At 49.9% G+C, this 21786-nt stretch carries 21 protein-coding genes and 1 tRNA gene; 12 read left to right on the forward strand and 10 right to left on the reverse strand.

Annotation, left to right across the window (positions count from 1 at the left end; translation table 11 throughout):
* The first annotated feature begins 16 nt into the window (after nucleotides 1-16).
* Nucleotides 17-1246, forward strand: a complete 1230-nt coding sequence (locus HNV11_RS22070) for a 4-hydroxy-3-methylbut-2-enyl diphosphate reductase (protein ID WP_171741728.1) — start codon at nucleotides 17-19, stop codon at nucleotides 1244-1246.
* Here the strand turns inward: HNV11_RS22070 and HNV11_RS22075 are convergent.
* Complete coding sequence (locus tag HNV11_RS22075) at nucleotides 1243-2955, reverse strand: family 10 glycosylhydrolase (protein ID WP_171741729.1); 1713 nt, start codon at nucleotides 2953-2955, stop codon at nucleotides 1243-1245. The genes HNV11_RS22070 and HNV11_RS22075 overlap by 4 nt on opposite strands.
* Nucleotides 2956-3010: 55 nt before the next feature.
* A complete protein-coding gene (locus HNV11_RS22080) occupies nucleotides 3011-3169 on the reverse strand; it encodes a DUF2256 domain-containing protein (protein WP_171742282.1) in 159 nt (52 codons plus the stop codon).
* A gap of 276 nt (nucleotides 3170-3445) precedes the next feature.
* Here HNV11_RS22080 and HNV11_RS22085 point away from each other — a divergent pair, with 276 nt between their 5' ends.
* The gene (locus tag HNV11_RS22085; protein ID WP_171741730.1) at nucleotides 3446-3916 is read left to right on the forward strand and encodes an Lrp/AsnC family transcriptional regulator; all 471 of its coding nucleotides are present in this window, start codon (nucleotides 3446-3448) and stop codon (nucleotides 3914-3916) included.
* Nucleotides 3917-3977: 61 nt separating this feature from the next.
* Here HNV11_RS22085 and HNV11_RS22090 read toward each other — a convergent pair whose 3' ends face one another.
* A complete protein-coding gene (locus tag HNV11_RS22090) occupies nucleotides 3978-5195 on the reverse strand; it encodes a tetratricopeptide repeat protein (RefSeq protein WP_171741731.1) in 1218 nt (405 codons plus the stop codon).
* A gap of 167 nt (nucleotides 5196-5362) precedes the next feature.
* Between HNV11_RS22090 and hpt the strand changes: the two genes are divergently transcribed.
* The gene (gene hpt, locus HNV11_RS22095; protein ID WP_171741732.1) at nucleotides 5363-5890 is read left to right on the forward strand and encodes a hypoxanthine phosphoribosyltransferase; all 528 of its coding nucleotides are present in this window, start codon (nucleotides 5363-5365) and stop codon (nucleotides 5888-5890) included.
* A gap of 9 nt (nucleotides 5891-5899) precedes the next feature.
* Here the strand turns inward: hpt and HNV11_RS22100 are convergent, their stop codons facing one another.
* Complete coding sequence (locus HNV11_RS22100) at nucleotides 5900-7120, reverse strand: NADH-quinone oxidoreductase subunit D (protein WP_171741733.1); 1221 nt, start codon at nucleotides 7118-7120, stop codon at nucleotides 5900-5902.
* A 245-nt stretch (nucleotides 7121-7365) separates the two neighbouring features.
* Between HNV11_RS22100 and rpmG the strand changes: the two genes are divergently transcribed.
* From rpmG to HNV11_RS22140, 8 genes are all read left to right on the forward strand, one after another.
* Nucleotides 7366-7551, forward strand: coding sequence for a 50S ribosomal protein L33 (gene rpmG / locus HNV11_RS22105; protein ID WP_012929817.1), 186 nt, complete (start codon nucleotides 7366-7368; stop codon nucleotides 7549-7551).
* Between the two features lie 69 nt (nucleotides 7552-7620).
* Nucleotides 7621-7776: a DUF4295 domain-containing protein gene (locus tag HNV11_RS22110; protein ID WP_171741734.1), complete on the forward strand. Its 156-nt coding sequence runs from the start codon at nucleotides 7621-7623 to the stop codon at nucleotides 7774-7776.
* A gap of 203 nt (nucleotides 7777-7979) precedes the next feature.
* On the forward strand, nucleotides 7980-8936 hold the full coding sequence (ftsY, locus tag HNV11_RS22115) for a signal recognition particle-docking protein FtsY (RefSeq protein ID WP_171741735.1): 957 nt from the start codon (nucleotides 7980-7982) through the stop codon (nucleotides 8934-8936).
* Between the two features lie 15 nt (nucleotides 8937-8951).
* The gene (locus HNV11_RS22120) at nucleotides 8952-9434 is read left to right on the forward strand and encodes a hypothetical protein (protein ID WP_171741736.1); all 483 of its coding nucleotides are present in this window, start codon (nucleotides 8952-8954) and stop codon (nucleotides 9432-9434) included.
* A 58-nt stretch (nucleotides 9435-9492) separates the two neighbouring features.
* Complete coding sequence (rimO, locus tag HNV11_RS22125) at nucleotides 9493-10803, forward strand: 30S ribosomal protein S12 methylthiotransferase RimO (protein WP_171741737.1); 1311 nt, start codon at nucleotides 9493-9495, stop codon at nucleotides 10801-10803.
* A 115-nt stretch (nucleotides 10804-10918) separates the two neighbouring features.
* Entirely contained in the window at nucleotides 10919-12469 is a 1551-nt protein-coding gene (gene bshC, locus HNV11_RS22130; RefSeq protein WP_171741738.1) for a bacillithiol biosynthesis cysteine-adding enzyme BshC, read from the forward strand.
* Entirely contained in the window at nucleotides 12466-13086 is a 621-nt protein-coding gene (locus tag HNV11_RS22135) for a 5-formyltetrahydrofolate cyclo-ligase (RefSeq protein WP_171741739.1), read from the forward strand. The genes bshC and HNV11_RS22135 overlap by 4 nt, the downstream gene beginning before the upstream one ends.
* Nucleotides 13087-13274: 188 nt before the next feature.
* Entirely contained in the window at nucleotides 13275-14288 is a 1014-nt protein-coding gene (locus HNV11_RS22140) for an aspartate-semialdehyde dehydrogenase (RefSeq protein ID WP_171741740.1), read from the forward strand.
* A 137-nt stretch (nucleotides 14289-14425) separates the two neighbouring features.
* Here HNV11_RS22140 and HNV11_RS22145 read toward each other — a convergent pair.
* Both HNV11_RS22145 and HNV11_RS22150 read right to left on the reverse strand, forming a co-directional pair.
* A tRNA-Leu gene (locus tag HNV11_RS22145) sits at nucleotides 14426-14509 on the reverse strand.
* An 81-nt stretch (nucleotides 14510-14590) separates the two neighbouring features.
* Complete coding sequence (locus tag HNV11_RS22150; RefSeq protein ID WP_171741741.1) at nucleotides 14591-15940, reverse strand: dihydroorotase; 1350 nt, start codon at nucleotides 15938-15940, stop codon at nucleotides 14591-14593.
* Nucleotides 15941-16178: 238 nt separating this feature from the next.
* Here HNV11_RS22150 and HNV11_RS22155 point away from each other — a divergent pair, with 238 nt between their 5' ends.
* Nucleotides 16179-17219, forward strand: a complete 1041-nt coding sequence (locus tag HNV11_RS22155; protein ID WP_171741742.1) for an acyltransferase family protein — start codon at nucleotides 16179-16181, stop codon at nucleotides 17217-17219.
* A gap of 6 nt (nucleotides 17220-17225) precedes the next feature.
* On the opposite strand, the gene HNV11_RS22160 is transcribed toward HNV11_RS22155, so the two are convergent.
* The 4 genes from HNV11_RS22160 to HNV11_RS22175 all read right to left on the reverse strand — a co-directional run bounded on the left by HNV11_RS22160 (nucleotide 17226) and on the right by HNV11_RS22175 (nucleotide 21786).
* Complete coding sequence (locus tag HNV11_RS22160) at nucleotides 17226-17942, reverse strand: SGNH/GDSL hydrolase family protein (RefSeq protein ID WP_171741743.1); 717 nt, start codon at nucleotides 17940-17942, stop codon at nucleotides 17226-17228.
* Nucleotides 17943-18047: 105 nt separating this feature from the next.
* The gene (gene hemB, locus HNV11_RS22165) at nucleotides 18048-19028 is read right to left on the reverse strand and encodes a porphobilinogen synthase (protein ID WP_171741744.1); all 981 of its coding nucleotides are present in this window, start codon (nucleotides 19026-19028) and stop codon (nucleotides 18048-18050) included.
* A 64-nt stretch (nucleotides 19029-19092) separates the two neighbouring features.
* The gene (locus HNV11_RS22170; RefSeq protein WP_171741745.1) at nucleotides 19093-19803 is read right to left on the reverse strand and encodes a response regulator transcription factor; all 711 of its coding nucleotides are present in this window, start codon (nucleotides 19801-19803) and stop codon (nucleotides 19093-19095) included.
* A gap of 60 nt (nucleotides 19804-19863) precedes the next feature.
* The gene (locus HNV11_RS22175; RefSeq protein ID WP_171741746.1) at nucleotides 19864-21786 is read right to left on the reverse strand and encodes a sensor histidine kinase; all 1923 of its coding nucleotides are present in this window, start codon (nucleotides 21784-21786) and stop codon (nucleotides 19864-19866) included.

Genomic DNA, 21786 nt, shown 5'->3' on the forward strand with positions numbered 1-21786 from the left:
TTTGGTTACCAACTGTATGAAATCTTTCGACATACCCGAGCATTACCGCAGCAGCATCATTACCCCTCTGAAGGAATTCCGCCGGAAGCGCGATAAACTGAAGCGTGACTTTACGCCTACGCTGCTCGATTTTGGCCCGGTCCGGTTTCTGATTGCGCGGCATTTCGGGTTTTGTTACGGCGTCGAAAATGCGGTCGAGATTGCTTATAAAGCGATTGCAGAAAACCCCGGCAAGCGGATTTTTCTGCTCAGCGAGATGATTCACAACCCCGATGTCAACGGTGATCTGCAGGAGCGGGGCGTACAGTTTCTGATGGATACGCGTGGACGGCAGCTAATTCCCTGGTCTGAGCTAACGCCGGACGACGTCGTGATAATTCCGGCTTTCGGTACAACGCTTGAAACGCAGCGGCAACTGTCAGCCATTGGTCTGGATGTTGAGAAATATGATACGACCTGTCCGTTTGTCGAAAAAGTCTGGAACAAAGCGGGTCAGATTGGGCAGAAATCCTATACGGTCGTTGTTCATGGTAAGCCCAGCCACGAAGAAACCCGCGCTACGTTCTCGCACAGCAAAGAAGCCGCCCCAACGGTAGTTGTCAAAGACATGGCGCAGGCACAGCGTCTGGCCCAATATATTACCGGTGACTTGCCCGATGAAACGTTTTACTCGGAGTTCGCGGGTCAATTTTCCGAGGGATTCGACCCTGCCCGCGATTTGCAGCGTATTGGTGTCGTCAACCAGACGACCATGCTGGCCTCCGACACGCAGGGCATCGCCGATTATCTAAAGCAGGTGATGATCCAGAAATATGACCTGCAGCCCGAACAGGTTGATTCACACTTTGCCAATACCCGCGATACGCTCTGCTACGCCACCAACGACAATCAGGACGCGACCTACGCTCTTCTAACCTACCCGGCTGATTTTGCCGTCGTAGCCGGGGGCTATAATTCGTCCAATACCTCGCATATTGTCGAATTATGTGAAGAGAAGCTACCGACGTATTTCATTGAGTCGGAACAGAAAATCCTCTCAGATAAATTGATACGGCATTTTGACGGTCATACGAAGCAGGAAATTGTAACTGAACAGTTCATTCCCAACAACCGCCCCGTTACGGTACTGCTGACCTGTGGAGCTTCCTGCCCCGATGCGGTTGTTGAAGGTATCCTGCTCAGACTCGTCAGTTTTTTTCCCGACGCCCGTTCGCTGGAGGACGTTATGAACGAAGTCACTGCTTAACGAACCTGAATAGCGACTTCCCGGCTTTCGTTGTTCAGTCGGTCAACGGCCGTTACCACATACGTATATTTCTTTGTAGGGGCGGCCGTTTTGTCCACAAAACGTGTGGCCGATTCGCCAAAGCACCGACCAACAATGCAGCGGGGATCATCCAGCCGGAACCGGGTCCGTTTTCCTTCAAAGCGGTAAACTAAGTAACAGTTCGCCCCGTCGCCATCCATCGCTTCGCTGGGTTGCTGCCAGAAGAGTTCAATACCTTCGGCGGTATCGGCGGCTTTCAGATCGCGCGGGGGAAGGGGTGGAATACTGTCCAGCCACGGCATAGTGGGCAGCAAAGCCGGATACCGGTAAAAATTCAGCTGCAGCGAATCGCGGATCGCCAGCGGATTAGTCTGTAACGATTTGGCGCTGAAAAACACACTTCCCTGCACGGCCCGCTGCTGCCGATTAAAGCGCATCTGATTCGGAAATTCCGTAGCGCGCCACCAGCCCGGATCCCGTTCAGAGCCGCGCCCAACTCGATACGCCCCGTGACCAATATACAAATGGCACTTTCCGGAGTTGCGTGACCACCACTCAACCAGCGCCTTATAGGGAACCCGGCCAAATTCGGAACTCCAGTAAATCTGCGGTACAATATAATCAATCAGCCCATCGCGCACCCATTTACGCGTATCGGCATACACATCGTAATAGGACTGACCGCCGTTGGTTGCTGACCCTTCGGGATCGTTACTCTGATTCTTCCAGACCCCAAAAGGACTGATGCCAAACTTAACCCAGGGTTTATTCGCCCGGATGGAATCGCGCAATTCAACGATCAGCTTATTGACATTCTCGCGTCGCCAGTCGGCTTTTTTCATGCCATTAGCATAAGCCAGATACGTACTATCGTCGCGTAGAACCTGACCGGGTTCGGCATAGGGATAGAAATAATCGTCGAAGTGAATGCCATCTACATCATACTCCCGCACAACATTTGCGACAATACTAGCGATATAGGACCGAACCTCCGGAAGGCCCAGGTTAAACAGTTTTTTACCGCCGTAATCCAGCATCCAACCCGGCTTTCGGTAAACGATATTGGTCGGTGCTACGCTGGCCGTCCGGCTATAGGTGGCCCGATCAAGGTTAAACCAGGCATGAAATTCCAGCCCGCGCTGGTGCGCCTGTTCAATCATAAACTCCAGCGGATCGTAGAATGGCTCGGGCGCCAGACCTTGCTGCCCGGTCAGCCACTCCGACCAGGGTTCCGAACTTTTGGCATAAAAGGCATCGGCCGCTGAGCGCACTTGTACAACCACAGCGTTGAGCCCCATCTGCTGATGCTGATCAAACATGGCAACAATCTCGCGCTGCTGGTCAGTAATGGGCAGCCCTTTCCGGCTTGGCCAGTCGATGTTATCCACAGTCGCAATCCAAACTGCCCGAAATTCCCGCTTAGGCGGTACAGTCCCTGGCTCGACGAGCATTTGGTCAACCAGTTCGTCGGCGCTACCGGTATCAGTAGGGGCAACAACCACCGTTGGCCCCGATGCGACAGGCTTAGGCGGAGCAGGCTTGGCAGCAACCGGCTTTGGAGCGGGTCGGGTAGCGGCCGGGCGTGCCGGGGAAATCGGAGGTCTTTTAACCGCCACGGGTTTTGCCCGGCGGCAGCCATCAACAATCAACAGGCTTAACAACAGGAAAAGAAAAGAAATTGAGCGCATCGGCGGGAACGGGTTAATTGCCAAAAATAACGACAGTCGACCAGACCTATGTTGTTTATGATATCGTTTTTTGTCGTTTGCTCATCGTTCGGCAGCCATCACTGCAAAAGACCACATTTGCCCAATCGCGTTCCCATTTCTTGCGCCACGTAAATGGCCGGTTACAGACCGGACATGTTTTTGTTGGTAAATCTGCCTTCTTGCGCATCCTCATTATTTTATCCTTTTCAGAAAATCGGTACGCTAAACGACGTGATTCGGGGTTTAGCGTACGCAGGTCATCAGTTATGGCTATATAAAAGAAATGCAATCTCAAAAACCTTAATTTGGCGTACGGTGTATTTCCTTTAATTTTGTGCCGCTGAAAGCCAGAATGAGCGACAATTGTTTCGCATATTGCAAAAAACCAATATCTTTTAAGATATTTTTAATTTTAAAGGTCGTAGTTTTGCATCATTCTGCAACCACGTTTCAATAGACCGCTTCGTTTATGTCGAGCCAAAAATTAGATCAGATAGATCGCAACGTACTAGAAATTTTACAAGCCAACGCTAAAATCACCAACGCTCAGCTTTCCAAAGAAATTGGCCTCTCACCCGCCCCGACTCTGGAGCGCGTTAAAAAGCTTGAAACTTCGGGAATCATTCAGAGCTACCATGCTCAGCTAAATCGCGAGAAAGTTGGTCTGGGTGTTACAACCTTTGTTATGGTTACGCTGGTTGGGCACAAAAAAGAAACCACTATGTCGTTTGTGGACAAGGCCAATAAAATCCCCGAAATCATCGAATGTCATCACATCACGGGCTCGGGCGATTTTCTGCTGAAAGTGATTTCGAAAGACATCTCTACGTATCAGGCGCTGATGCTTGATGTGATCAACGAGATCAACGAAGTTGCCAGCACTCAGACCATGGTTATTATGTCGACATTTAAGGAAAGCAAAGTGCTGCCTATCCCTTAATAATCGGTTTTCAAGTCATAAAATAAGGCGGGAACTTGACCTGAGTTCCCGCCTTATTTTTTTAATCTCTACGTTTCCGGCGTTCGTTTCTTCTCGCCTTCTTAATCTCATCCAGCACCTTTTTTGCTTCTTTATATTGGCTGGATTTATGCTCGGCCTTGTCAATTACTTCATTCAAATACGCCTGGGCCTGATCATAGTTTTTTTCATCTGTTGCAATCTTACCTAGCCCCAGAACCGATGCCCAGTAATAGCCTGCATTCGTAGAATTGGTTTGTTTAGCAAACTCAACCGACTGCTGGTAATACTTTTTGGCTTCCGGCAGGTTTTTATAAAACAGGTGGTTAACATACGCCAGAATGTAGGCCGCTGTTCGCCCGCTTACGGCCTCATAGCCTGACTGACTCCGCGCAATCTTCGCCAGAATATCTTTGGAGATTCGTTCGGCCTCCACAAGCCGCCCCTGCACAAACGCTGACCGGGCATAATACCGCTCAAAGAACGGATTATCCGGATACTGCTCGGTCATGTATTTAGCCATCTCGTACGCTTTATCGTACTGGTTTTCCATGCTATAAATCTGAAGCAGGAAGTATCGGGCCTCCACACGCGTATAGAAAGCCGTATTTGCTGTTTTCTCCAGTTGTTTAATACCGCTTTGTTTATTCCCCTTCGGAAAGAACATCAGAATCGGCTTCAGCAGCGGATAATTTTCCGGGATCCATTGGGCATAATAATTATACATTCCATCGCCAAACAACAGCTCCGGGCTGAAGTCAGCATTTCCCTTGCACTTATCAAAATATTTCAGAGCGCTCTTTCCCGCCAGGGTTGCTTTTGCCCACTTTTTTCGCTCGGAATAAAGACGACCTTTAAACGCATAGGCAGCCGCCAGGAAAAATGCTGGTTCGAGTTTATTCTCGCTCTCATCGTAAAGCTTTTCGGCCAATGCAATGGTCGAATCCATATACATCAGGCACTTGTCGTCGTAATCCGTTACGTCAGTGTTGGGCACAATCTTCCACCACTCGGCCAGCCCCATCATGAAATACGGCATGGGATGCTTTGGGTAGCGCAAGCGTAGCCACCGGAATTCCTTATCTGCCTCGTAGAACTTGTAATTGTACATCTGATTGATAGCCTCTGCCGACTCAATCTGCACGCCGGGGTGCTTAAGCAGACCATCATACTTTTTGTCAAAGGCCGACGGGTCATAGAGTTGGGCCTGAGCCAATACTGCCAGACCAATCAGCCATACCGTCAACACTAATTTCTTCATTCGCTATATGCTGGTTTTTAGTGAGTAACGCGACCAGATAGAACCAATCAGGCACGTTGTATAACAAACGCAAATGAGCTAAAGTCCGTTTGCGTCTGCTTATTTTTCGGCAAAATTTTGTCCGCTACCCTACCCTGATTGTACCTTTGACCTTCGCCGACGCGCATATGCTAACGATTAAAGATAAAACGTTTGTTTCGTTTATAACTGCCGATGCCATTCAGGCGCGGATTCAGTCACTGGCCGAACAGATAAACCAGGATTATGCCAACAAACAGCCGTTGATCGTGGTGGTACTGAACGGAGCGTTCATGTTCGCGGCCGATCTGATGAAGCACCTGACGATTCCATGCGAGATTACGTTCATCCGGGTTGCCTCCTATACCGCCACCGAATCGACCGGCCAGTTAAAGCAGATTCTGGGGCTGCATCAATCGATAGAAGGTCGAGATCTGATCGTTGTTGAGGACATTGTTGACACAGGTCTGACGATTGGAGAAGTCTGTAACCAACTCCAGATTAGTAGCCCAGCATCAATCGCGGTGGCAACTCTGCTCTTTAAACCAGCCGCCCTAAAAAAACCGATTGACCTACAGTACGTAGGCTTTAAGATTGAAAACCGGTTTGTGCTAGGTTATGGTCTCGATTATGACGGTTTTGGCCGGAATACTAAAGACATTCTGGTGCTGCAATAAGCCGGTCGCTTACCGGTCTACTTCCCCCATCACTACATCGACCGAGCCCATAATCGCGATCAAATCGGCCAGCATGGCCCCCCGGCTAATCTCGCCGATAACCGACAGGTTATGAAAACAGCACGATCGGGCTTTGCAGCGCACAGGCACATCCGATCGGCCATCGGTGCGGAAAAAGAAACCTAACTCGCCCTTGGCACTCTCGGCACGGGCGTAAAAATCCATCGCTTTTGGCCGGATCTTCTTTGGCACAACTGCCTGGGGGTCATAATCCCGCGTGCGTATGTAGTCACCCGTCAATCGGTCCAGGCATTGTTCAACGATGCGGATTGATTCCCAGCATTCCAGCACCCGGACATTATTACGGTCCCAACAGTCGCCAACCGTACCCATCTGTCCTTCACCAATTGGAATATCAAAATCCAGTTCCGGGTAAACGGAATAGCTATCGACCCGCCGGAGATCGTAGCGCAGTCCAGAACCACGTAGCATGGGGCCTGTACAACCGTAACTGATGGCTACCGGCAGGGGCAAAACACCTACGTTTGCCGTACGCTTTACAAATATTTCGTTTTCAATGACCAACTGCTGCAACTCTACTAATTTAGGTTTCAGGTACTGCACAAATTCACGGCAGCGCTCTTCGAAGCCCACCGGTAAATCGTAGAACAACCCGCCAATCCAGATATAATTGTATAGCATACGAGCACCGCTCACCCATTCGAGCAGACGCTGGATATGCTCCCGATCGCGCATAAGCCACAGAAACGGCGTATAGGCACCGATGTCCAGGGCGTAGGTGCCTATCCCGACAAAGTGAGCCGCAATCCGGTTCAGCTCGGCAACCAGCACCCGGATATACTCCGTTCGTTTAGGAATATCGTCCTGAATTCCCAACATCCGTTCGACGCCCATCACAAAGGCATGTTCGGAGTTCATAGCAGCGAGGTAATCCAGCCGATCCACGAACGGAATTGTCTGGTTGAACGGCAGCGACTGCGCATGTTTTTCAAAGCAGCGGTGCAGGTAACCCAGATGCGGCACTACGTCCACAATGATCTCGCCGTCCGTCACAACTTCGAGCCGCAGAACGCCGTGGGTAGACGGGTGCTGCGGACCCATATTCAGAATCATTTCGCCCTCGTTGAGCATGTCCGGACGATAAAACGTCGGTTCCGATGCCTGAAAATGGCCGGGGGCATATTCGTATTGAATAGTTTGCGTAGTCATAAGCGTCTACCAGACAGTAGTATGCTAGTGAACTGGGCTGAACCTCTGCACCAGCCTAATACATTTAAAGGGACTACTGATCTGGTTTCTTCGCCAAAGGTCGGTACGTAGCGCCCGAAAGTCAAAACACCGACATACTTTACGCTTAACCAGCTACAAATCATTAGTTTTTCAGAGAAAGGTGTTGGCATGATAAAACATTTTTTGTACCTTTGCGCTCCTTATCGAGAAAACGATCATTAGCAATGGCAAAGAAAGGCGCCAATAGAATCCAGGTTATTCTGGAATGCACCGAGCAGAAAGACAGCGGTGTACCCGGCATGTCCCGGTACATTACTACGAAGAACCGGAAGAACACGCCGGCCCGTATCGAGCGGAAGAAATACAATCCGTTCCTCAAAAAAGTAACGCTGCACAAAGAAATTAAGTAAGGAACATGTGGCTCACGAGGGTTGTTCTTTTAATGAACATAATCTGAGACCACTTACCACTTTAACGACATGGCAAAAAAGGTAGTTGCAACCCTGAAAACGAAGGATAACGGCAAAGCTTTCGCTAAAATCATCAAAGCCGTGAAATCGCCCAAAACCGGCGCGTACACCTTCAAAGAAGAGATGGTTCCGGTTGACGAAGTACAGGCTGCGCTGAAAGGCTAAGCCCGTTTGTTGTCAACTTCCAGTACAACGACATAAGGAAGTCCCACAGCCTGAACGGCCCAGTGGGACTTTTTTTGTTAAAAAACGGTTTGTCAGTAGATGAGCCGCTTAGCTTGCGAATCACTATTATCGAAACCCAGTATCTGAAGGGTCTAACAGCTAATCGGCGAACCGACTCACTGACCAACTCATAGATCACTACAATGGCTTTATTCGGTTTATTTTCGAAGGAAAAGAAGGAAACGCTCGATAAAGGACTGGAGAAAACAAAGGATAGTTTTTTCTCTAAGCTTGGTCGGGCGGTCGTTGGCAAATCGACCGTTGACGAAGAAGTGCTGGATGAATTAGAAAACGTCCTGATTTCGTCGGATGTAGGTGTTGAGACAACCGTAAAGATTATCCGGCGGATTGAGGAGCGCGTGGCCCGCGACAAGTATATGGGCACTGACGAACTGGATCGTATCCTCCGCGAAGAGATTGCGGCTTTGCTTTCGGATAATAATACTACGGATGTAAGCGACGACTTCGCGCTTCCTGCTGACAAGAAACCATATGTAATCATGGTCGTGGGCGTGAATGGCGTTGGCAAAACGACAACCATCGGTAAACTGGCCGCGCAGTTCCATAAGCGGGGTAAACAGGTTGTTCTGGGCGCGGGCGATACGTTTCGGGCAGCGGCCGTTGACCAGCTTAAGCTCTGGGGCGATCGGGTGGGCGTACCCGTCATTTCACACGGTATGAATACCGACCCCTCGGCCGTTGCTTTCGATGCCGTCAAGAAAGCGACCGATATGAACGCCGATGTTGTGATTATCGACACCGCTGGCCGTCTGCATACGAAGGTGAACCTGATGAATGAGCTCACTAAGATCAAACGCGTGATGCAGAAAGTTACGCCCGATGCGCCCCATGAGGTGCTGCTGGTTCTCGATGGCTCAACCGGTCAAAACGCCTTTATTCAGGCAACCGAATTTACAAAAGCAACGGAAGTATCCGCCCTGGCGATTACTAAATTAGACGGTACCGCCAAAGGAGGTGTAGTTATCGGTATTTCGGATCAGTTCCGGATTCCGGTTAAGTACATTGGCGTCGGCGAAAAGATAGACGACCTCCAGACGTTCAACAAGATGGAGTTTGTGGATTCGTTCTTTAAAAAGTAATCTCTATTCTCTGCTATGCGTAACGCTCATATATTACTGGCCGTATTGCTGCTCGCACTTGGCACTGCCTGCGCTCAGAAATCGCAGCGACGAAAGGCAAATCAGCCCTCCGTTAAACAGGGTATCTGCGGCACGGTTATCGTAAAGCGTGGTAACCAGATGCCTGGCCCCGGAGCGCCACGGCCCGGCTCTGGTGGTTCGCCCGCCGAGCGCGAAGTCCTGATTTTTCCGCTCCTCAACGCGAGTCAGGTCGATATGGGCGACAACGGATTCATCAAATCCGTACATGAGGCCAAACCAGTTAAAACCGTTCGGTCAGGTAAGGATGGTAAATTCTGTGTAGACCTTCCGGCCGGTCAATACTCGGTCGTGGTGCGTGAGCCGAAAGGACTTTACGCCAATCTAACGGATGGCCAGAACAATATTTTCCCCGTCAGTGTAACGAACGGTAAAGCGGAAACGGTCATCGTAGAGATTACCCATCAAGCCGTTTTTTAAGCAGAGCGGACAAGTTGTCCGCTATTCAGAAATACAGGTGGGCATAAGCCCTATATAAATGAAAACCAAAGGAATACGTCTAAATAAAATTAACATCGTTACGCTCGGTTGCTCAAAGAACCTGGTGGATTCGGAGATGCTGTATACGCAACTCAGGGGCAACGGCATGGACGTAACGCACGAATCGAAGAAAGACGACGCCAACATTGTCGTCATCAATACGTGCGGCTTCATTGACAATGCGAAAGAAGAGTCAATCAACACCATTCTGCGTTACGTTGACGCTAAAGATGCGGGCGTAGTTGATAAAGTGTATGTAACAGGCTGCCTGTCGCACCGTTACAAAGACGAGCTGGAAGTCGAAATGCCAACCGTAGACGCGTGGTTTGGGACCAACGAACTCCCGCGCCTGTTAAAAACGCTCCGGGCCGATTATAAGCACGAACTGGTAGGCGAACGTTTGCTGACGACCCCGGCTCACTACGCTTACTTAAAAATTGCGGAAGGCTGCGACCGTCCCTGCTCCTTCTGTGCTATTCCACTCATGCGCGGAAGCCACATTTCCCGGCCTATAGATGAATTGCTGACCGAAGCCCGGTCGCTGGCACGACGTGGCACAAAAGAACTGATTCTTATTGCGCAGGACCTGACCTACTACGGACTGGACCTGTATAAAAAGCGGAACCTCGCAGACCTGATTAATCAACTGACCGATGTTAGTGGCATTGACTGGATCCGATTGCAATACGCCTATCCATCGGGCTTTCCGCTGGAAGTCCTGGACGTTATGCGCAACCGGCCGAACGTCTGTAATTATCTGGACATGCCGCTGCAGACCGGATCAACGGAACTGCTCAAGCTGATGCGCCGGGGTATTACGCGCGAAAAGACGGAGGGCCTGATTCAGACCATCCGCGAGCGGGTACCCAACATTACCCTGCGGACGACCCTGATTGTTGGACACCCTGGCGAAACGAATGCGATGTTTGAGGAAACCTATGATTTCGTTGAACGGATGCGTTTCGACCGGCTGGGCGTGTTTACGTATTCGCACGAAGAAAATACGCACTCTTTCTCCATGCCTGACGATATTTCCGACGACGTAAAGCAGGAACGAGCCGACGCTCTGATGGAACTTCAGCAGGGAATATCGCACGAACTAAACCAGCAGAAAGTGGGCCGGACCTATAAAGTGCTTTTCGACCGGAAAGAAGGCGGTTACTTTATCGGACGCACCGAAGCCGATTCGCCCGAAGTGGATAACGAAGTTCTGGTTCCAGCCAGCCAGTACGTACGACTTGGCGACTTCGCCAACGTCCGGATTCACCGCGCTGAAGAGTTTGATTTATATGGCGAGGTTGTGGTTTAAGAATATAGGCAGCCGCCAATCCCGATCAGAGTTTAAAACTCTGATCGGGATTGGCGGCTTTCCTGTCGAACCTTGCAAGTTTTTCTGTTGTTGCCCCGAATAAATCCCAACCTGCATGGACTGTCAGTACCTGCCGCTCGCATCCACCGGCCAGTTTTCTCAACTTTTCCTTGATTACCTCAGCCAAAAAGACAGTCTTCGCCCCTTTTACAGCCGCTTTCCGGATTTAGCCGCTTTTCGGGAGCAGATACAGGAAAAACAACTGGATCAGGCTACCCGACAGATTCTGGTCCGTTCGCTCGAACGGCAATACCAGCATATTCACAACAAACCCAACGTTTCGGCACTGCTTCAGCCGAACACCTTTACCGTAACGACAGGGCACCAGTTGAATATTTTTACGGGTCCGCTCTACATTGTTTACAAGCTGATCACGACGATTACGCTGGCCCGGCAGTTGAAAGAAGCGTATCCGGAATTTAATTTTGTGCCGGTTTACTGGATGGCTACTGAGGATCACGACTTTGCCGAGATCAATCATTTCTCCCTGTTTGGTAAACATTACGTCTGGCAGACGGAACAGCGCGGGGCCGTTGGCCGCATGAATCCGCAGGAGTTGAAAACTCTTTTTGGCCAGATACCCGAAAAACTCACCCTATTTGAGACGGCTTACCTGAACCATACAACCTTGGCCGACGCCGTTCGCTATTACATTAATGAGTTATTTGGCGCCGAAGGCCTGATCTGTCTGGATGCCGACGACCGTGATCTGAAACGCATTTTCTCGCCTGTTATGCGCGATGAGCTTTTAAAGCAGACATCGGGCGGGTTAGTGCAGGAACGGACAGAGCAATTGGAACAGTTGGGCTATAAGACCGTCATCGCTCCGCGCGACATTAATCTATTTTATCTGGAGGATCAGCTTCGGGAACGGATTGAACGCCGGGAGGACGGTACGTATCGAGTGTTGCATACAAAGCTTAGTTTTTCAGAAAATGAATTACTGGCCCTGCTGGATGAGTCCCCGGAGTGCTTTAGCCCAAACGTAGTGTTGCGGCCTTTGTACCAGGAAACCATCCTGCCTAATCTGGCTTACATTGGCGGTCCATCCGAGGTGCCCTACTGGCTACAGCTCAAGAGTGTTTTCGAGTATTTTAAAGCCCCTTTTCCTCTGCTCATGCCGCGTAATTTTGCCATGTATGTTCCGGCAGTCGCGGCTAAACGTATTCATAAACTGGGTCTGACGCCCGAAGCGCTGTTTCAGGATACGATTACCCTTAAGCGTGCGTTTGTCGAGCACCACACCCGGCATACGTTGAAGTTCGATAAAGAGAATAAAACGGTTAATCAGGCGCTCGATGCTATTCTGCACAAAGCACAGATGGTTGACCCTACGCTCGAAAAGGCCGTTCTGGCCGAAACAAAACGGTTCGCGAACGCCGTTGTCCGGCTTGAGCAGAAGATGCGTCGCGCTGAGGAACGTAATCAGGAAACGGGTGTCCGGCAACTGCTGGCGGTAAAAAATGAACTGTTTCCGAACGGTGGTCTGCAGGAGCGCAGCGAAAATTTCCTGACGTTTTATCTCAACGATCGGCAGTTTCTACGTAAAATGTTAGCAGCCTTCGACCCGTTCAACTACCAGATGCAGCTTTGTCTGGAATCATGACCCGGCCTGAAGAGACGTTGAGGGGCGGAACAAAAGCCGAACTGCGAAGGCATTTTCTCGCGGCCCGACGAGGTTTATCGGCACAGGAAGTAGCGCAGCAAAGCGTTCGGATTACAGACCTGCTTTTCGGGCTTTCTGCCGTACAGACGCGTTTAGCAACTGCCCCGCTTATTCACATGTTTCTGCCTATCCAGCGGCAGAATGAGGTCGATACCTGGCTCCTGATTAATCGTCTCCGGCTCGATTCTCCACAAAGCCAGGTTGCCGTTTCTATAACCGACACGACAAAAAATCAGCTTACGCATCACCTTCTTGAGCCTGATACGCTGTTAGCAGAAAACCGCTGGGGAGTTCCGGAGCCTGACCCAGTCGCTACTGAGATAAAGCCTGGGGCCATTGAGATGGTCTTTGTTCCTCTGTTAGCGTTCGATAAACGGGGTCACCGCGTTGGCTATGGACGAGGGTATTACGACCGGTTTCTGGCCGAATGCTCTCCAACCTGTTTGAAAGTGGGCTTATCTCTGGTTGAAGCCGTAAAATTGATTGATGACGTCGAACCAACCGATGTTCGGCTGGATATGTGCGTTACGCCAAACCAGGTGCATGTGTTTTCTTAAACAGGCTTCATCCGGTATAAATGGTACTACTGACGTATGCCGAAATTATGAGTTATGTAGCGTCTTACCGCTTTAGCTAATCCGTTAGAATTCACAGGATGATTCAATTTTTTCGGAGCGTACTTACTGTCCGTCAAACTTTTAGCGTACCTTTGCGGTCAATTTCTTAATAATCCGTACAATTAATTATGAAAATCGCAGTCGTAGGGGCTACCGGCCTAGTCGGTGGCGAAATCCTGAAGGTGTTGGAAGAACGCAACTTCCCCGTGTCTGAACTGATTCCCGTTGCTTCCAAGCGCTCAGTGGGTAAACAGGTTACGTTCAAGGGTAAACCGTTCACAGTAGTTAGCTTCGAGGATGCCATTGCGGCTAAACCCGCCGTTGCGATTTTCTCGGCTGGCGGCAGCACATCGCTGGGTCTGGCCCCTAAGTTTGCTGAAGCCGGCATTACCGTCGTTGATAACTCGTCGGCCTGGCGGATGGACCCAACCAAGAAACTGGTTGTTCCCGAAATCAACGCCAATACGTTGACCCCGGCCGATAAAATCATCGCGAATCCTAACTGCTCAACCATCCAGATGGTGGTAGCGCTGAAACCGCTCCATGACCGTTACAAAGTGAAGCGCGTGGTAGTTTCAACTTATCAGTCGGTTACGGGTACGGGTAAAGCAGCCGTTGACCAGCTTTTTGCTGAACGCGAAGGTCGGTCGGACGTGCAAAAGATTTATCCTCACCCGATTGATCTGAACGTGCTCCCTCACATTGACGTTTTCCTCGACAATGGCTACACCAAAGAGGAAATGAAGATGGTCAATGAGACCAAGAAAATCATGGGCGATGATTCCATTCAGGTAACCGCTACGACAGTACGCATTCCTACCATTGGTGGCCACTCGGAAGCGGTTAACGTTGAGTTCGAAAATGAATTTGAGCTGAGCGAAGTTGTGGAGTTATTACGTAATGCGGAAGGCGTTATCGTGCAGGACGATCCGAAAAACTTTGAATACCCAATGCCGCTAACAGCGCATGGTAAAGACGATGTGTTTGTAGGCCGTATCCGCCGTGACGAAACCCAGCCTAAAACGCTGAATATGTGGATTGTAGCCGATAACCTCCGCAAAGGGGCGGCTACGAACGCCGTTCAAATCGCTGAATATCTGCTGAAGCATAGTCTCGTTGAAGCCGAAGAAACCGTAGCATAATCAGCTATTCTGAATACCATAAAAAATTCGCCTGGTTTATTGCCAGGCGAATTTTTTATGGTACTCAATCCATTGCCACCACTTTGATGATAAGTATAAGAAAGCAAAAGCCTGCCAGCGATTGCTGACAGGCTTTGTGCCGAAGGCGAGACTCGAACTCGCATGTCCGTAAAGACACACGCCCCTGAAACGTGCGTGTCTACCAATTTCACCACTTCGGCGTGACACTTCCCCGTGATTGGGAATGCAAAGATACGGTCTGGAAATGCAACTACGCAAGAGTTTTTGAAAAATTTTCGCGCTTACCGCTCAAAGGAGAGCCGTTGACCCGCACGGGCTTTTAAAAATTCGCCGTCCGCGTAAACTAGTTCTCCTGATACAACTGTATGCGTTACGCTGGCGCCAAACGTGAAACCTTCCAGTGGCGACCAGCCACAATGATAGTAGAGATTCTCTTTGGTTACGGTAGTTGACTGGTTCATATCAACCAGGACTAGGTCGGCCCAGTAGCCCTCACGAATATAGCCACGGCGGTCAATCTGAAAACACTCGGCTGGCGCATGGCACATTTTTCGGACGAGGGTTTCCATCGACAGCTTGCCCTGTTTGACAAATTCCAGCATCATCAGCAGCGGGTGCTGCACCAGCGGCAGGCCCGACGGTGCCTGCCAGTAGGGTTGCTGCTTTTCTTCCCAGGTATGGGGAGCATGGTCTGTAGCAATAATATCCAGCCGGTCGTCCAGAAGCGCAGCCAGCAAGGCTTCTTTATGATGAGAAGCTTTTATAGCCGGATTACACTTGATTTGATTCCCTAAGCGCTCATAATCACGACTATCATACCATAGGTGATGTACGCACACTTCAGCCGTAATTCGCTTGTCGCGCAACGGTACAGGACCCAATGACGTATGGTCAAATAAAGGCAGTTCGTCAGCGGTCGAAATATGCAGAATATGCAGGCGGGTGTTGTGTCGGCGAGCCAGTTCAACAGCCATTGACGATGAAATGAGGCAGGCCGCTTCGTTACGTACCAGAGGATGAATGCGGGCAGGTGCATCAGGGCCGTATTCAGCCCGATATTGTTCGGTATTAGCCCGGATGGTCGCTTCATCTTCGCAGTGGGTGGCAATCAGCATGGGGCTCTGGGCAAAAAGCTCGTCCAGCACCCGCTCATTATCCACCAGCATATTACCCGTAGATGAGCCCATAAACACTTTAATTCCACAAACGGCGCGCGGATCGGTTCGCAATACTTCGTCGAGATTGCTGTTCGATGCACCCATAAAGAATGAATAATTCGCCAGAGACGATTGAGAGGCTATGGCATACTTATCGGCCAGCAATTGCTGCGTCAGCGCATTGGGTACTGTATTGGGCATTTCCATAAAACTGGTAACGCCCCCGGCTACGGCCGCTCGTGACTCCGAACGTATTGTCGCTTTATGCGTCAGACCCGGCTCCCGAAAATGAACTTGATCATCAATAACGCCCGGTAATAGGTATTTACCCTGAGCATCAATGACACGGTTAACCAGAGCGTCTGACAAATTCAAACCAATTTTTCGAATTAGACCATCACCGATTAGAATATCCGTTTCAGTGATTTGATTTTCATTTATAACCGTAGCATTTCTAATCAGAATCTGGTCCATAGGTCAATTCTCCACTTATTCAAAATCTTAAATTTAAAGATACTATACCTTAGAAACGACCGTTGCAGGCTTAGAAACTTTGTCACCACAACCGATTTAATCCACACAAAAGTAGTTCTCTTTCCTTTTTAATCGCTTTCGAACAGTGCAGACAGATAATCTTTTAACCTTCCCTGAAAGACCAACTAGCGTTAGCGTACCGAACTTTACGTTTGTTAACTGGATCCGCTTGGTGGCTATGGTCTCAATTGTGTATGAGCATAGTCTGGCGATGCCCTCCGTGATTAATGACTCAGTGCCCGAGAACCCGTTTGACATCTTTACGCCCGGTCAGGCACAGGCGATGTTATTACTGGTTCAACCCTTAAAGTTTGGTACGATCTGTTTTTTTACTATTTCGGGGTTTTTGTTGGGTAAGAATCTCAAGGCTGGCCAGTCGCCCTGGCGGTACTACAAGCGACGATTAATCGTGGTAGGTATTCCGTTTCTGGTCGCCTTTGGTTTGTTTTATGCCAAATCCGTAGGGTTTGGATTTTTCAAAGGCACGTTTACGATAGGCTCTGAGATGGTGGCAGCACTGGCAACGAAACTATGGATGGTGCTGTTTTTTACAACCTATTGGTTCATTGCTAACTTTCTGGCTGCGTTAGGTATCCTGCTCCTGTTCTGGCGATATACCCGCTCTGCCTGGTTTGGCTGGGTCACGGGCGCAGTGTCGCTGGTGTATGCAATCAACATTCACTTTGTCTGGTTTGAACCTCGCCATACGTTCGCTGTGCCAGCGTTCGTTTTTTATCTATGGCTGGGTGTATACATAGCCCGAACGCCCAACTTAATCGAACGTCTGCAACGATTGCCAAGTTTGTGGACTACAGCGGCCCTGTTAATCACTTTACTGATGGCGCTGGCGGAGTCCCATTATCTTCACAAATCAGGCTCAATCGAACCCACGAATTCGCTCCGACTCACCAACCAGCTTTTTTCTCTGGCGATATTTGTCTGGCTCCTGGGCCACAATTTTCTGAAATATCTGCCTTTTTTAGACCCAAGGAACGAATCTTTCGGTGTTTATTTATATCACCTTTTCGTGGTATCAGCTCTCAACAAGGCTTCGCTGGCATTGCCCTCCATGAAGGTTTTGAATTTTCAGCCCGTTTTTTCGGGGCTTGAGCTGGTGGGCGTCAGTCTGCTGCGGTTTCTGATAATTTACTCAATTACGCTGCTATTCGTAAAAATCGTGAACCGCACCCGCTTCAAGTGGCTATTCGGGAATCGTTAAAGGCGTCTATAGTTTCAGTGCCTTCCTGATTTGTTCGAACAGAATTTCGTGACCTTTATCGTTGGGATGGAGATTATCGCCGGAAAGCAGCTCTGCTTTAAAGCACTTTTCAGAGTCGGCAACCGGATCGAAGAAATTCACGGCTGATTCTCCATAGGTCTGCATGATCCGATCGCGCTGCTGAATGTATTTTGCCGTAGCTGATGCATTAATCTTGCGGGGATGCGAGGTAGTTATGATAACCTGCCTGACCCCGGCGGCAATTGCTTTTGCCCGGATCAGGTTTAAGTTAGACATAATCTCGTCTATACTCACCCCACTGGCTACGTCGTTAGTCGTCATGCTGATAATCAGCGTGGTTGGCTTCCGGGCCAGAGCAGCCGTAATGTTTCGCAATGTATCTGAGCTGGGCCGACCGCCCGGATGGCTGGCGTTATTCGGCAGAATATGGTAAGTAGTATAGCCGCCCTTCGCTAGATTAACGACCTGCCCTTTGAAAAAATTACCGCGCAGCAGACCTGCCCATGAGTATTTATACTGCGATGCACCAACGCCCGAAGCCGTCGATGACCCCAGAATAACAATAGTTTCAAATTTTATAGGCTTATCGTTAAAGGCCTTCAGTCTGCCAGAGTTATACGCTATCGCATTGGGGCTGACCGCATCAGGCTTACAATTAAACAATAAAGCAATTAAAGTGATGAAGAGTAAATGTTTTCTCATAGGTTACCCCTGCACAAAAAAGAAACAGTTCCGTTTCTATTGAACAAAAATAAGAAAACACACGACGCTTAGTCAAAATTACCTAAGCATTTCGCTCAACTTTAATTATTTATTAATCAGCTGATGCGCTGCCTCTTTGGCGAAGTAAGTCAAAATGATGGTTGCGCCCGCACGTTTAATGGCTGTCAGGGATTCCATCATGGCTCGTTCGCCGTCAATCCAGCCGTTGCGGGCAGCCGCTTTAATCATGGCGTACTCACCGCTGACGTTATAGGCAGCAATGGGCAGATGGAAATTATCGTTTAGCAGCTTGATAATATCCAGATAGACCATAGCCGGCTTAACCATCAGATAATCAGCCCCTTCGGCGTAATCAAGTTGGGCCTCGATCAGGGCTTCCCGACTGTTAGCAGGATTCATCTGATACGTTTTTTTGTCGCCAAATTTAGGCGCTGAATCCAGAGCATCACGGAAAGGGCCGTAAAAGGCACTGGCATACTTGGCCGAGTACGCCATGATAGCTACATCCTGAAAATTCTTCTGATCCAGCACCTGCCGGATGTAGCCCACCCGGCCATCCATCATGTCCGAAGGCCCGACGATGTCAGCTCCGGCCTGCGCCTGGGCAAGGGCCATTTTCCCCAGGACTTCGAGCGTAGGATCATTCAGGATTTTACCGTTCTCAACAATGCCGTCGTGTCCATCCGAACTGTAGGGGTCCATGGCGATGTCGGTCATGACAACGGCCTCCGGAAAACGATCTTTAATGGCCCGTACGGTTTGCAGGTATAAACCATCTGGGTTGTAGCTTTCCGTTGCGTATTTATCTTTTTTAGACTCAGGCAGGTTTGGAAACAGCGCAAAGGTCTTAACACCCAGATCCAGGCACTCCTGCACTTCGTCGAGTAATAAATCCGTCGAAAAGCGATGGATACCGGGCATAGACACAACCTCGCTTCGCACGTTTTGCCCTTCCATAACAAAGAGTGGCAGAATGAAGTCGGAAACTGACAGACGAGTTTCCTGGACCATGTCACGAATAGCGGCCGACTGACGGCTCCGACGCGGACGTCTGATTAAGTTCATTGACTTTTTAGAATTGCAGTGAGGTTAGTCAGGACGACATTATATCCCAGGACCTTTTACCTGATTAAACAATCAATTTGAAACCCTCTCCGTGCACGTTCACCAACTGCACAGCTGAATCTTCCTTAAGGTACTTCCGGAGCTTCGTTACGTACACATCCATGCTCCGGGCATTAAAATACGAATCGTCGCCCCAGACCATTTTCAGCGCAAAGCTACGGCTAACGGGTTGGTTCAGGTTTTGGGCCAGCAATTTTAATAACTCTGATTCCTTACTGGTTAGTTTCTGCGGCTGCAGGTCGGTGCCGTCTACAGTACCGTTGCCGCCGGTACGGGTGAGCAGCTGATGCGGGTAATCAAATGAGAATGAGCCAATCTGGTAAACGCTGGGCTCCATTGAATCGGCCGAGCGCTGATAACGACGCAGAATAGCCTGAATCCGGAGCAGCAGCTCCTCCATACTGAATGGCTTGGTGACGTAATCGTCCGCACCAACCTTAAAGCCCTGGATGGCGTCTTCCTGCATGGCTTTGGCCGTCAGAAAAATGATCGGTACGTCGCGATTGCCCATGCGCACCTCTTTTGCGAGCGTAAAGCCGTCTTTCTTCGGCATCATTACGTCGAAGATGCACAGGTCATAGTTACCAGCCATAAACTGCTGCAGGCCCTGGTTACCATCGGTGGCGCGATCGGTTGGATAACCTTTCATGGTCAGGTACTCCTGCACAAGCTGGCCTAAATTGGGATCGTCTTCGACGAGTAAAATGGTTGGCATACGTAAACTAGTGACTAGTGAATGAGCGAAACGTGGACCCTAACCGGCGTTCATCCTCGCTCATTCACTGATTTTATAGGGTAAAATCACCTCGAATGAACTTCCTTTCCCCGGCTGACTTTCAACGAGAATCTGTCCGTGGTGTTCATCAATCATTTTCTTGACGTAACTCAGCCCCAGCCCGAATCCTTTCACGTCATGGCGGTTACCGGTCGGCACGCGGTAAAACTTTTCAAAAATCCGATTAGTCTGCTCTTTGGTCATACCTATCCCCAGATCAGCAACGGTCAGGCTAACCCCATCGGGTAAGCTACGTGTCCTGATGGTAATATGTGGACTATCAGGCGAATATTTCAGGGCATTATCGAGCAGGTTGTATAAAATGTTGGTCAGATGCACCTCATCCGCTTCCACAACTTCACGGTCGGCGTCGAAGTGAAGGTCTACGTCGCCCCCTCGCTGCTCAATCTGCAACCCAATTGTGTTCAGGACTTTCTCAATGACATCGTGTACGTTGACCGACGAAAGTTTCAGTTTGATTTCTCCCCGGTCTAGCAAAGCCATCTGCAGCACTTTCTCTACGTGTGAACCAAGTCGGCGGGTTTCATCACGGATAATGCCCATATAACGCGTCAGCCGCTCCTTTCCCGATGGATCATTGTCCGGCCGGAAACCATTGGCAGACGAGTTGCCCACCTGTTCCTGCGCCATCTCCACGGCCAGCGAAATTGTTGAAATCGGCGTTTTAAACTCGTGGGTCATATTATTGATGAAGTCGTTCTTGATATCAGCCAGTTTTTTCTGACGGACAATCGTGTTGATAGCAATATAGAAGCACGCCAGAATGACCAGAATCAACACCGCCGAAGCGCCGAACGTGAAGCCTAGCCGGTTCAAAATAAACTGTTTTTGCGTCGGGAAATAGATATGCAGGTAATTGCCCGTTTCAAGCATATTGTTCGGAAACAGCGCTGCTTTATAGCCATTTTCCTGGAATTGATGGGGGTCTGTACCGAGCGATGTAAACAGAAAAGCGGGCTGAGACTTTGTACGAACGCCAAAGGCAAACGGAATGTTGATACCCCGCTCCTGCAACGCCTGTCGCAATAACGTATCCAGCGCCAGACGGTTGATCCGCTCCTCAATAGGCCGATCGGATAGCAGGAGTCCCTTCAGTACGTCTTTGATCACCTTAGTCTGTTCGCCCGCTTTATGCGAGCTCAGGCTGGCCGGTGTACCAACGATGGTAGCTGGCTGATCTGGCGTCAATGTTACCTGAGCGGGTTGCCGCTTTTGGGGTTGCTGGGCTGCCCGCCGAACGCGGTTCTTAACCGTCTTTGCCAGCGAATCCTGCCGACGAGCCGACTGAGCCACCTGGCCGTTCAACTGAATAAGTTCTTTTGCCACTACCTGATCGACCCACTCGCTGAAGCGCTGCTGCTGGATTAGCTGCGTCTGCCAGTCCCCTACCGCCATTAGTTCATCCTGCTGCCGATAGAACTCTTCGACCACCGCCATTTGCTCCGCCGAAAGCGGATGCGCAACGGGATGCAGCGCATCGGACTGCACGACGATTGTACCAAACGGGGCCATATCATACGGTACACGCTGCGGCACGGGCTGTTGAGTAGAACCTGCTTTTGAGCGCTTTGGCCGTTTACTTACCGAGGCCAGTTTCTCACGGCCTCCGGGGAGTTTGGGCGCAGCGGTGGAATCGGACGCAAGCGGACTAGTGCCTTTTTTAGCAATGGCCATCAGCCGTTCCTGTTGTTCACGAGCCTGAACGCGCTGCCGGGTCAGGTAAAGGATTTCCTGCCGTTCGAGTGTCCGGACAACCTCCTGTAAGGCATCGGTCACTTTATAATCAAACTGTTCTTTCTGCAACTGCAGCGCGCTCCCGATCCAGTATGACTGCAGTCCGATAAGACCCAGTAAACCGACCGCCATCAGCACTACAATCCAGCGTATGCGTTGTCTTGACAT

The organism is Spirosoma taeanense, from assembly GCF_013127955.1.
GTDB classification, from domain to species: domain Bacteria; phylum Bacteroidota; class Bacteroidia; order Cytophagales; family Spirosomataceae; genus Spirosoma; species Spirosoma taeanense.